Origin of the sequence: Spirosoma sp. KUDC1026, from assembly GCF_013375035.1 — a bacterium.
In the GTDB taxonomy this organism is placed as follows: domain Bacteria; phylum Bacteroidota; class Bacteroidia; order Cytophagales; family Spirosomataceae; genus Spirosoma.
In genome coordinates, this window is sequence record NZ_CP056032.1 from 1,241,395 (window position 1) to 1,254,079 (window position 12,685).

7 protein-coding genes are annotated in these 12,685 nt (G+C 49.2%); 3 read left to right on the forward strand and 4 right to left on the reverse strand.

Annotated elements, in window-relative coordinates; translation table 11 throughout:
• Nucleotides 1-20 precede the first annotated feature (20 nt).
• The 3 genes from HU175_RS05305 to ftsZ all read left to right on the forward strand — a co-directional run bounded on the left by HU175_RS05305 (nt 21) and on the right by ftsZ (nt 3,747).
• A complete protein-coding gene (locus tag HU175_RS05305; protein WP_176565598.1) occupies nt 21-794 on the forward strand; it encodes a cell division protein FtsQ/DivIB in 774 nt (257 codons plus the stop codon).
• An 11-nt stretch (nt 795-805) separates the two neighbouring features.
• Nucleotides 806-2,188 carry a cell division protein FtsA gene (gene ftsA, locus HU175_RS05310; protein WP_228724328.1) on the forward strand — a complete coding sequence of 461 codons (1,383 nt, stop codon included), beginning with the start codon at nt 806-808 and terminating at the stop codon, nt 2,186-2,188.
• 80 nt (nt 2,189-2,268) lie between these two features.
• Nucleotides 2,269-3,747, forward strand: a complete 1,479-nt coding sequence (gene ftsZ, locus HU175_RS05315) for a cell division protein FtsZ (protein ID WP_410528582.1) — start codon at nt 2,269-2,271, stop codon at nt 3,745-3,747.
• Between the two features lie 69 nt (nt 3,748-3,816).
• Here the strand turns inward: ftsZ and HU175_RS05320 are convergent, their stop codons facing one another.
• From HU175_RS05320 to HU175_RS05335, 4 genes are read right to left on the reverse strand one after another with little or no spacing between them, the layout of a single operon-like run.
• The gene (locus HU175_RS05320) at nt 3,817-4,479 is read right to left on the reverse strand and encodes a hypothetical protein (protein ID WP_176565600.1); all 663 of its coding nucleotides are present in this window, start codon (nt 4,477-4,479) and stop codon (nt 3,817-3,819) included.
• Between the two features lie 12 nt (nt 4,480-4,491).
• The gene (locus tag HU175_RS05325) at nt 4,492-7,548 is read right to left on the reverse strand and encodes a tubulin-like doman-containing protein (protein ID WP_176565601.1); all 3,057 of its coding nucleotides are present in this window, start codon (nt 7,546-7,548) and stop codon (nt 4,492-4,494) included.
• A 35-nt stretch (nt 7,549-7,583) separates the two neighbouring features.
• A complete protein-coding gene (locus HU175_RS05330) occupies nt 7,584-8,363 on the reverse strand; it encodes a hypothetical protein (protein WP_176565602.1) in 780 nt (259 codons plus the stop codon).
• A 16-nt stretch (nt 8,364-8,379) separates the two neighbouring features.
• On the reverse strand, nt 8,380-12,666 hold the full coding sequence (locus tag HU175_RS05335; RefSeq protein WP_176565603.1) for a T9SS type A sorting domain-containing protein: 4,287 nt from the start codon (nt 12,664-12,666) through the stop codon (nt 8,380-8,382).
• Nucleotides 12,667-12,685 lie beyond the last annotated feature (19 nt).

Here is a 12,685-nt window from a genome sequence, read left to right on the forward strand (position 1 = left end):
ACAACTTAGCATATTTACGGATGTTCTCTACCTTTAATTCGACCAGAAAGTGGGCTCTGACCATCGGCGGCATTTGCTGCGTGTTCGGGCTTATCGCTTTCACCGAAATTCAACAGGGGCAGAAGCACGTTCAGGCGGTTGTTATTCATCTGGATGAGATCGATGGACACCGGTTTCTAACGAGCCGGGATGTCCGGGGATATCTGACTAACGAAGGGGCTGATCCCATCATCGGAAAACCGTATGATGAGGTTGATTTCCGCCAACTGGAACAACGGTTGTTACAGCACGGACTGGTGAAAAAATGTCAGGTTTCGCGTGACCTGATGGGAAATTTGCTCGTCACGATTGAACAGCCTCGCCCGGTAGCCCGATTAATGGCTTCCGGTGAAGAAGTTAGAGCCATGTCGGGCCAATACGTCAGTGAAGAAGGACGGTTTTTTCCGTTGTCGATGAACTATGCAGCCCGCGTACCCATTCTGACGGGAGAGTACTTCCGCCAGAATCGTTCGTTAGTGAACGAAAAGAACCAGCCATTGCTGACCCTGCTGACGTATATTCAGCAGGATCCGTTCTGGCGGGCGCAGATTAATGAGTTGGCGGTGGACGAAGAGGGGAGCGTTACCATGTGGCCCCAGATCGGCAGCCACCAGATCGAGTTCGGATTGCCAGTCGATCTGGACGCAAAATTTAAGAAACTGAAATTAGTTTACACGGATGTATTGCCTGCCAAAGGCTGGGACCGGTATAAGCGGGTAAGCGTTCAGTACCGTAATCAGATCGTGTGTGAATGACAGATATAGGTATGGACGATAAGATCGTAGTAGGACTGGATATTGGCAGCACAAAAGTATGTGCTGTAGCCGGTCGGGTAATACGCAACAACAAAGAACAGGAAACGCTCGAAGTGCTGGGCGTTGGCGAAACTACGCTAACCGATGGGGTAACCAAAGGATCGGTAGTGAACGTCAACAATACGGTCGATGCCATTAAGCGCGCCGTTGCTGAAGCCTCGAACCAGTCGGATCTGAACATTCAGCTGGTAAACGTAAGCTTTAGCGGAGCGCACGTAACGTCCGTTAAATCAAACGGTAATATCACTCGCTCCTCATCGGGCGACGAGATTCAGATGGAAGATATCAACCATCTGCTGTTTGACATGTACCGGACGTCGATCCCGGCCGACAAAGAGATTATTCACGTATTGCCCATGGACTTTACGGTCGATGGGGAAACGAATGTCAAACAGCCGGTTGGTCGGAACGGGGTAAAACTGGGCGCTGATTTTCAATTGATTACCGCACAGGCCAACGCAGCCCGCAACGTTCGTAAATGCATTGCCCGCAATAATCTGATGCAGGACACCATGATGCTGTCGGCACTGGCGTCGGGGCTGGCGGTGCTGACGGACGAAGAAAAGAATGCGGGTGTAGCGCTGGTCGATATCGGTGGCGGTACGACTGAACTGGCTATTTATTACCGGGGGGTGCTGCGGCACGTAGCCGTGTTCCCCTGGGCGGGTAACAGTCTGACCTCGGACATTCAGGCGGGTTGCAAAATCATGCCCGAGCAGGCCGAGCAGCTGAAAAAACGCTTTGGTAACGCCGACCCAGCCGAGTACAACCTCAACGAGGTGGTGGCTGTCCCGGGACTGAGCAATCGGAAACCTAAGGACGTACTGCTGAAAAACGTAGCGCTCATCATCGAAGATCGGTTACGGGAGATTGCAGCACTGGTACAGGCTGAAATTATCCGTTCTGGCTACGAAGGTAAACTGTTGGCGGGGGTTGTCCTGACCGGTGGTTCGGCCCTGATTCCGGGAATTGAACAGGTGTTTGTCCGCGTAACGGGAATGGAAGAAGTTCACGTTGGTTATCCTGAGCACCTGGAGCCAAACGGACGGGCTGACCTGGTTGGTGATCCTGCTTACGCTACAGCTGTCGGCTTAGTCTGGGCAGGCTACAAAACCATTGACAACCGGATCTCGTTCATAAGTGACCCCAACCGGACGACTCACACCGAAAATCCTGCGCCACGGCCGACATATGGCACATCGGCACCAAGTGGACGTGAGAAACCCGTTGTGCCGGAGCGTGAGCCCGAAAAGGAAAAGAAATCCGGTGGCTGGCTGGGCTGGCTGAAAGAAGCTTTGCAGCCAACACGCGGCAGCGAGACCGACACGTATTGAGACCCGAGCGTGGAGACTCCGGTTCGGAGTTTGTAGTGACCACACAGTATTTGTAAAACATAAAGACACCAGAGGTCGAAATGATACTTAGTCAAGGCTTTAGATTCGAGCAGACCGAAGACAACAAAGCAATTATTAAAGTTGTTGGGGTTGGCGGTATGGGTGGCAACGCCGTCAAGCACATGCATGACATGGGCATGAAGGATGTCAATTTTGCCATCTGTAATACCGATCGGCAGGCGTTGATGAGTAACCCTGTCCCGATAAAACTCCAGTTGGGCGATGGTCTGGGCGCAGGAACGGAAGCTAAAGCGGGCGAGGATGCGGCCCGCGCCAGCATCGAAGAAATAAGGAATCTGCTGGCTCCACCCACCAAAATGGTCTTCATTACGGCGGGTATGGGCGGTGGTACCGGTACGGGGGCTGCCCCCGTAGTGGCCGAAGTTGCCCGCGAAATGGGTATGCTGACGGTAGCGGTCGTGACAGCGCCCTACTGGTACGAAGGTATCGACAAAAAAGAACAGGCCCGGGAAGGGATCGAGAAGCTGAAAAAGAGCTGCGATACGGTACTCGTCGTGCTGAACGATAAACTGGCTGAACTGTATAGCGAACTGACCTGGACTGAAGCGTATGCCCACGCTGATGACGTACTGGCCAATGCTGTAAAAAGTATCGCCGAGATTATCACGACGCAGGGGGATATCAACGCTGACTTTGCCGATGTTAAGAAAGTGCTCGAACAGGCCGGGCAGTCGGTAATGGGATCCGCCGAAATAGGTGGTGAGGACCGGGCGCTCCGTGCTATTGAAGCCGCCCTGAACTCGCCCCTGCTGAACGATCACGACATTCGGGGCGCTAAGCGTATCCTGCTGACGATTGCATCGAGTAAGGAACACGCCATGCTCCTGAAAGAGCAGATGGCTATTTCGGAGCACGTTGCTAAGAAAATCCACACGGAAGCCCGGATGTTCAAGTTTGGTGCGATCACTGACAAGGAACTGGGCGATAAACTGCGGGTTACCATTATTGCCGCAGGCTTTGATGGGACAACGGCACTGATGGAGCAGTTGAAGAATACAACTGATCCGAAAAACGACCTGAACCTGAAGGTTGAAGAGATTGAGCCCGAGGTGAAGGACGAAGCTCCGACAAACGAGCCGGAGCTTGAACCTGTGCTAGAAACCGCTGACGCCGGGCCTGCTGATTCATCGACTGGCGTTACGGTAAAAGGCGATGAAAAGACAACGGATACGGGTTATAATGGGCATACTATCATGGAACCGATGACTGTGCGGCCTGAATCGACAAACGTAATGCTGCCTCAACAGCGGCCATTACCTGTAATCGAGCCTCCCGTTCTGGAGCCGGTAGACCTGCTGGTTGAAGAGGAGCGCCCCAGCGATGCCGATCTGATTCGCCGGACGGTGGACATGTTCGTTAAGAACTACCATACGACCGCCGACCTGGACAAGCCGACGTTTGAACGGAACAAGACGATCCTATACACCATGCCGTTACTGCCCGAGCACGATTACGTCCGCTCGAAGCTGAACGAGTAGGTTTGATAGATTTTCATAAAGCAAAAGGGGGCTGTTTCGAAACAGCCCCCTTTTGCTTTATGAAGAAAATTAGTTTTCAGCTGGGCAACACTTGGCGTAGTTGCTAACTCTACGTACTCTGGTATGACCCAGATTGTCTTGTTCGGTATATTCTACTACGCAGTCATCAATGCAAAAATCGCTGCCGTTAATTTTACTCCATGTAGCAGCAGGACGTACTGTAGTTTGAGAAGTTTCTTCCTCTTTTGGTCCGGGAGGATAATGTAATTTTTTAACTGGGCAATCTGTCGTGTACTCAGTATTAACCGTGTTTCCACTTTGTTCAGCATGAAATGTGAAAGTACTCCCTTTACGGCGGTTTCTAGGAACCTTGAAAGTATTATTCTCTTGACCAAGGCTTAATCCGTCGGCGCTAAAAGTAATAGGTTCTTCATTGCCCCCTGTAGAAGTTAAAGTTATTAAGCCCGTTTCACAATTCATCTCAGCATTCAATTTTAGTGGTGGCTGAGATTGAAACCAAATTAACCACGCAATAGCGGCTAGTAATACTAGAGCGCTAGCAATTAGAGCGATTCTTCCTCTAGGCGGCCCGGGAGGGATAACCTCTTTAAGATTAGTACTTTCACAATTAGGACAGACGTTTTCCTCTCCTTCAGGTAGAGAGAACTCTCTTGGCGGTTTCTCATCAGCCCAATTACATTCACCGTGGTTTAAACAGATGTACTTTTTCATGAGTGGTAGGCTTTATTGTTTTAGAATTGTTACAGCCAACTTTCCATTATCTCTAAAAGCGGCATAAACTGGATCGGTTACACTACCTCCTCTTGACTCTTTGAACTTCTCAGCGATCGACAATACTTTGGCTTTGAGCTCGTCACGCTTTGCTACTTGTAGAAATTCACCCTGTAGCTTGAGATCTACTTCTTTCTTGAGAGACGCTAGATCTTTGATGGGCATATTTTCCTTAGCCTGATGTAAATCTGCACCGAGGAAAATTGGAGCCTCGTCAAAACCATCTTCATCCTTACGTACTAAGGCTAGTTGCTTGACCCCACGCTCATCTTCTAATTCTGTAAATAACCCCATAGCAAGAGCAAGTATCATATACGGTGTATATTCGTCTCGCGTGATAGTTTTGACGTACAAGTCAGGGTGTTGACTGCCATCGCCTTCGAGATGTAGTATCATCCGGCTCTTTGCTTTTTCTCCAGCGTTTGGATGGTATATGACCTGCCGGTCATAGCCTTCTTTCAGATAGCTAAGTTGTCCTACGAACCGTAGTGGAAATAAATTTGTGACGGTTATTAGTACAATCTCATGCTGACGACGGGGGTCGTTTTGGGGCACGATCGATACACTTACGTTACCCGTCGTTGATATGTTTTGCCGAAATGCGTCCTCTAACTTGCTTACAAAATCCTGCTCTTCCGGAGCATGGGGGATAATGACCGTGTAGGTTACTACTTTGCTCGGTTTATTAGGAATACCGTCTCCCTTTTTATTGATCTCGTCTGCGTTAAATTGTAGGTAACTACCAGACTGCTTGACAATGTCCCGGACAAAAACTACGAGGGCCTGATCGTTTCCTGCATATTCTTCGCGTAACTTCTGAACGATACTCTGTCCCATAAACTGCTGTTGCTTTGGCAACGTATCGTGCCAGACCGCAGCATTTTCTTCTGATGCGTCGGATAACGTATCCTGGAAAACGACATCACTTATTTTACCGTTGAAATTGCCAAAGGTCTGTGTGTTGCCAAGAATACTCAAGAGTCGATTACGAACGTTACCGGCAGTAGTATGCTGTAAATTTTTGTTCAGGACGAACGCAGGTAAAGCCTGTATAACTTTATCCCGGTCGTAAAAACGAATGATATGCTCATTCAACTCCAGCCCTTTATCCTGTAAACGCTCCTTGAGGCCGTTATCAAAGCTTTCTATGGATACGGCAAGCGTTTGGACAGTCTTGGCAATGTCTTTCTGTAGATTTGCCAGTTGAAGATTATACGCTCCTAACAACGATTTGGCAAACTCCCATCCTGCTAAATTGGTACGTTGTCTATAAAGCTGAGTTAATACCTCGGTATGAGCAATCAGCATATTTTTATGCTTGCCCATTGTTCTTGCTAACACCCCTATGTTACTGTATTCTTTATTGTTGGCACTAATCTTGGCTTCTTCAGCGGGAATTTCTTCGCGGATTTTGGTTATTCTTCCATTTGTCTCGGTAATCTTATTCAGAACCCACACACCCAATGCTTCAGTAATTTGCTGGATGTTGTGCATTGAAAACTCACCATTGCGCCACAGGTCAATAAGCTTTGCTTCTAACTGCTGCTTCATTTCCTGAGCAATGGCGCTTTTGGCAGATTCTTTTTGCGCGTAAAAGTTTTTTACACCATTTCCACGATACTCATTATCAAATTTTTCGGCGAATAGACGTTCAATCTCTCGTAGCCACTGCGACCAATCTTGCTGCATAGCTGTCTCCATCATGGGAGCAGCTACTACTTGCCAATATTCGCTAATTAGCTTCCAGTTTTTGTTATTCCTATCGCCTTCGAGTATACCTTTTGAGTAGGTTAAATGCTCATTGGTAAGCGACCAGGCTTCAAGGTTTGCTTTGTCTTCTACGTAAGAAGCATAGGCAATGTTTTTAGGCTTGTTGTCCCAGCCTATATCATCGTTCCAGTTATTATAGAGCAAATGCTGGGTTGCCTGATTCGCCAGCGTCAACGTAGTGTACTCCCGAATTTCTTCCTCTGGAATAGCAATTCGCTTTAAGCCGAACGTTAAAAAGCGCTTGCTGCGCTCCATGATGTTGGGATCGTTGGGAGAAGTTTCCGGGCTACTATCACCATTCTCCGCATTTTCCTGACGGCTTAATGTTGCTTGTGGGTGTTCATCTTGACCACCAACGACTTGTACAGTTTCAAGTGCAATTATCTTCTGATAGAGAAAATCCGCAATAACGTCAGGTAAGCGCTTATCAACATCAACCAAGTACCCATTCTCGTTCTTATTGGAAAATAAGTAGCATCCATTGAAAGGGTCTTGTAAATCCAATTGAAGTTGATTTGGGTTCTTAGCAGATAAATCAACAGGTTTAAATTGGCCGATACTTAGCGCGTTCAATTCTCGTAAAGCGGCATATCCGTTAGCGTGGTAAAAGCCAGTCATGTCCCGGTTAGGCTTTGGCTTCTCGTCAGGCAAAAAAGCGTAAATAACGATACGGTACTCACCCGGATAAGACGGACGATAATTGCTTCGGATTTGAGTTACAATATCGACAACCGTACCGCTACCCGTGCCACCTGCCAAGCCACAGCATACATGAAACGTTACGTTGGGGTCTTGTGAGTTTTTTACTAACTCTTGAACTTGGGCGTTCAGAGCGTTATTGACTGCTGATACATTGGTAGACAGAAGAAAACGGCCTAGTCGTCTTTTTTGGCCGCCTGCGGCATCACCAACAATACTTCCCAGCACATCATTCCAAACTGCTCGATCACCGATCCAAGGCTGAATACCAGGGTATTGGTCAACGGAATTAAGAACAGGTCTAAGGTTTTGACCCTTTATTCGGACCTTACTGTTTTCTCCTAGCTGTACGCTTTTACCCAGGATCTTCCACGTTGGATCTTCTAATCCCATTAACTCATCGCTAGAGTCAACATATAGATATCCTATGTGAGCATTATCGGGTTTTGTTTTGCGGAATTCCTGGTAAATGGTTTTACGAAATGCTCGTATAACCTTACCACCTGTACCACCAAGCCCTATAAGTAAGTGATTAGCCATGTGTATTTCTTTATGTTTTAAGTAATGAAACGGTATTACTTCTGAATACGAATGTCTTTGTAGGCTGCATATCCAATTGCTCCCAATGGGATAGCCATAACCAGCAGATAAAGTAGTAACAGAGCAATGCGCGATAACGTAACGGTACGCGGAGTTTGTGCGCTCAACTGTGTTTTGATCGTGTCAGCTGCAATATTGATTGCCTGTTCCGCAGAGTATGTAGTACCAGGCTTTCGGCTAAAGTGATTCACAACATCATTGGAAATATTCTCAGATGATTGCGATGGATTAGACCAAATGATTTTACTGAGGAATGGGTGCTCGTGATCGAAATGGTTACAGGCAGCTATAGCATACACTTTTGCTGCTGCCTCTTGAGAAGCCTTTTTAGTTGCCGGAATAATTTGACCTCCACTTTCAGGAGTAGGATGATCAGAGAAATTTTCGATGTCTAAGCCTTTTACTTTGTAATAAGCATCTTTGAAGGTTTCTTGGCTCCACTGATTATCTGTTTTGATTTCGTAAGCTTCCCATATATTAACAATAGCTGACGTTACATTCTGCATGTATTTTAACCCACCGAAAGCCAAGACAAAAAAGAAGGTTAATACGCTTGCGATTACAGTGAGGAACTGATGAGTAGCCGTTAACCGAAAACGACGATTCCAGAGTTTTACGTAGTTATTGCACAGGTACCACGATAAACCAGCCATAACAAAGGCCGCTACCAAGGTAATTGTCATGGCTGAGCGGTTAGTGGCGAGTAAGAAGACGCCACTAGCAAGTAATTTGAGTAGTTCAGTGATCGTAGACATTAGTTACGGTTAAAAGTTACTGTTTAATAATCGACTTACCCTGCACACCGTTTGACTCGGTTTGCACTTTCAGAAAGTACGTACCGGCGGGTTGGGTGCCTAACTGGAAATGTTCGGTCTGGGGCGTTGTGCTTGCTTGCCGCGTTACCTGCCGCACGACAGTACCGGCGGCATTAAGAATCTGGAACGTAACAGCCTGCCGCGTTGGCGAACTCCAGTCAACCGATACGTCGCCGGTGGTGGGGTTAGGGTAAGCTTTAACAGAAATTGGTTCTACAGATGGCTGCGTTCCCAGTGGTGAAAGAACACGTAGCCGATAGATGGCCGATGCAGGACTAGTACCACATTCCGTCGTCAGGTTTGTGACGGTGTAGGTCTCGACCTGTTGCGACGTGGCTGGTGGGCGTACCCAGATGACTTTTAGAGAATCAGTTGCTGTATAGAGAATATTATTAAAGCGGAATGACCAGGGCCCGTCACCCGTCAATCTGACGCGAATAGCAGTACTATCGCCGGGATAAACGGATTCGTCCCCGGAAAGCGTAGCGGTTGGCTGATTGGAAACCCGTACTTCGATACTACTTCTTTGGCTCTCACAGTTGTCAGCGTTCTTCTGCGTAACGTAGTATGTAGTTCTTCCTGCCTGGGAGATGTTAGGTACAATCTGGGATTCTGCCTGGCCGCCAGGGTCAGCGCTCCTATACCATAGCAGACGATTGCCTGTGGCTCCCGTAGCTGAAAGCGCAGTACTACTTACCCCAATGCAATACTGTACCGTAGCTTTAACCGTAGGAGCTGCCGGTGTTGGTACAATTCGTACTACAATCTGTGCTTTAGGGCTAACACAATTTCCTGCTCTCTGATAAACGGAGTAGATAAACGAACCATCTGATGATGTAGAAGGCACTGGCGCTACAGTACTGGTACCGGTAATACCTGGACCTTCCCAGAGCAGGCCAACATTAGGGCTGGCTGTTAATGTATCGGCTCTAGCGTTCTGACAAAATAGCTGATTGGCGTTTACGCCCGGAACCGACGGAGGATTAACAACTACCACGGATACCGACTGGCGAGTGCTTTCGCAATTGTTAGCATCAGTTTGAGTGACGTAGAAGGTATACGTATTGGCACTAGTGGTAGAGTAAGCTGGATTGCTAGCTGTCGGAGAACCGCCTACAGGCGTTGTATACCATTTTACAGTAAAGCCACTAACGGCAGTAACTGATAAGGGTTGCACGGGTTCGTTTAGGCAATACCGCACCGAAGCCGCCACCGGCGGTGCTGGGGCTGCTCTGACAAAGACACTGACGGTAGCCCGTGGACTCTCGCAGGTATTGACGGTCTGGGTAACGGAGAACGATTGCACGCCTGTGCCGGATGTTATGGGCGTGGGTGCTACGCTTGACTTGGTATTTGTCTGATCATACCAGGTAAATAATGCACCGGGGGTTGTACTGGTTGCACTCAGTGCAGTGGAGGTCGAATTCTGGCAGACTGTCGTTTGCGCCGGTACGGTTGGCGCAGCAGGAATTGGGTAGACAACGGCACGCAACGTTGCCCGTGCGCTTTCGCAACCGTTGATTGTCTGTGATACGTAGACCGTTTGTTCTCCTGCATTCTGGTTGTTCAGGGTAGGTGGATTTAGGGAACCCGTTCCACCTGTAGCAGCCGTGTACCAAAGTGCGTTAGGAATGTTTGTTGAAAATGATCCCTGAGTACCCTGGCATAGTGCGATACTGGTGGCGGAGGGGGCCGATGGTACGGCTATGACTGATACTGATACGGGCTGACGTGCACTCTCGCAGTTGTTGGCATCTGTCTGAGTAACAGAGAAGATGTACGTACCAACACCAGTATTTGTTAAGTTTGGCGGGCCAGATAAGGCAGTACCTGCCTGGTTGTACCAGCGCAGATTCGTACCGGTAGCCGTTAGCGAGACTGGTGTCTGATTAGCGCAGTAACCTACTGAATTGGCGGTAATCGGTGGCGCCGGTGCTGGCGCAACGATTGCGCTAACTATCGCGCGGGGACTCTCGCAACCATTGACCGTCTGGGTAACGGAAAAGGATTGCACGCCCGTTGTTGACGTACTCGGCGTGGGAGCTGCGCTTAATTTAACACCGGCCTGATTATACCAGCTTAGCGATGATCCCGAAGCGGTTAGGGGTAAAAGATTCGTCGAGTTTTGGCAGACTGTCGTTTGCGCCGGTACGGTCGGGGCATTGGGAAGCGGGAAAATTGTCGCTTTTACGGCAGTGCGTGGACTTTCGCAACCACCAATCGTCTGCGATACGTATACCGTCTGTTCACCCGCTGTCTGACTGTTTATTGTGGGCGCCAGGGTCGAGCTAGTCCCTCCGGTAACGACTGTATACCAAAGCGGATTTGAAACGGTCGTTGAAAATTGTCCCTGCGTACCCTGACAAAGCGAAACGCTGCTGGCGGCTGGGGCGGCTGGTCCGGTATTGGGCGTTACGTTGATAGCCGCCCGCATACTCTCGCAGCCATTTACGGTCTGACTAACGTAATAGGTTCTAGCCTGAGTCGATGACGGCGTGGGAGCACCGGTAAGTGACAAGGACGTAGTTGCCGTGTCGTACCACTTCAGGTTTGTTCCGGTGGCGCTGAGCGGGCTGGTGAGAGTAGTCGAAGAGCAAAATGCTACGTCGGCTACTCGGGGCGCATCGGGTCGGCTGATAGCGATGGACGTAGAAACGGGACTGGTTAGCGTGCTATAGTCAGTAGCACCGGTTGTGGTTGGCTTCTGAACGACGACTTGAACCCGATAGCCCGTTCCGGCACTAATCGATGTTGGAAGTGTTGCCGTCATAGGGCTTGCGCTACCTGTGCCAATCGTTACGGCGTTGTTGAAAGTCCCGGCCGCATCGGATAGTTGCACCTGATACGTCAGTCCCGCTGGAAGTGTCGTACTCGTTGTAAACGAAACGGAGATTGGCAGGCCAGGGCAGTAGGTACCGGATAAGGGCCCTGTTGTTAAGGTCGTGATCTGATTCTGTCTGATCGAAATCTGCGTCGATCCGCTAATGTTATCACTAATGCCACAACCGCTATCTCTGAACCCTCTGATGAACGATTTGTCAAAAATCGTTGCGGCTGAAAAGGTAGGCGAAATCGTAGTTGAACTGACCGACGACGTTGACGAACGGAGCGTACCATTATCGACATACGTGAATGACCAGGGAGCCGTGCCAGTGAATGCTAACTGTACCGGTGCTGTAGAGCCTGCTGTTACGGTCGAGCTACCCGAAATTGTCAGCGTAGGCTGAGCGATAACGCTGACAGAAGCCGTATTACTTACTACGTTAGTCGCCGTGGCAGACACGCGAAACCGATACGTGCCAGCGGTGACTGAGGCTGGCAGCGTTGCACTAATGGGTGACGTAGTACCTGTGCCTGCCAAATCCTGCAGCAGGCTGCCATCCGTGTTGACTAACTGAACTTTGAACGTATTCCCAGTAGGGAATGTACCCGTGGTCGAAAACGGAAATGACACAACGGAACCTGCGCAAAAGTTGCCAGTTAAAGCTGTGGTCGAAATTGCTGTAGTAACTGGCTGGTTGGCCCTAACCGTAAATTGACTACTGGCACTGCCTGCAACATTGGCAATCAGGCCCTGAGTGATGACGCGAACCCGATACGTTCCGGCAGTAGTACTAGTCGGGATGGTGGCTTTAATGGAACGGGTACCGCCAAAGCTAGCGCCTTTCTGCTCCCGGCCGCTGTACTGATCCGTCGAATTCAACAGGTCGCCCAGCACGGTAAGGCCGTCCGCGCTTAATAGCTGGACCTTAAATTTACTCTCGGCTAGCTCTACTGGAAAGGTACCGGCTCCTGTGCGGTATGATACCGTAAGTTCAGCGCCGGGGGAAGTTTCGGTTACGTTTGAGCTGATGGTCGTAATACTGAGCGGCTTTACCGTAATAGCTACAGAGCCAACGACAGTTCCGGTGAAGTTCTTGATTTTTGACTGGTCGATGACCATGCTGGCAACCGGGCGGATGATGACAAACCCGTCGTTGCTAACCTTCTTCAGCGCGTTCGTTCCAGTCTCTCCTGGCGAGTCGATTTCGAAATATCGTGTGCCCGTGCCGCTAAATTTGACAAAGAACGGAGCATCACCGAATTGGGTACCCGCCTGAAAAACGTTGCCATCAAAGGCCGCGTCAGGGCTGGCGGCAGGATCACCGTAATACAGGTTCAGTGTTACCTGAGCTTGGGTAGTGGATAGGCAGACCAGAAGCAGTAAGCTAACCAGCCAGTACCGATTTATGTGAATAGTCATTTTAGGATAAGCTTTTGGT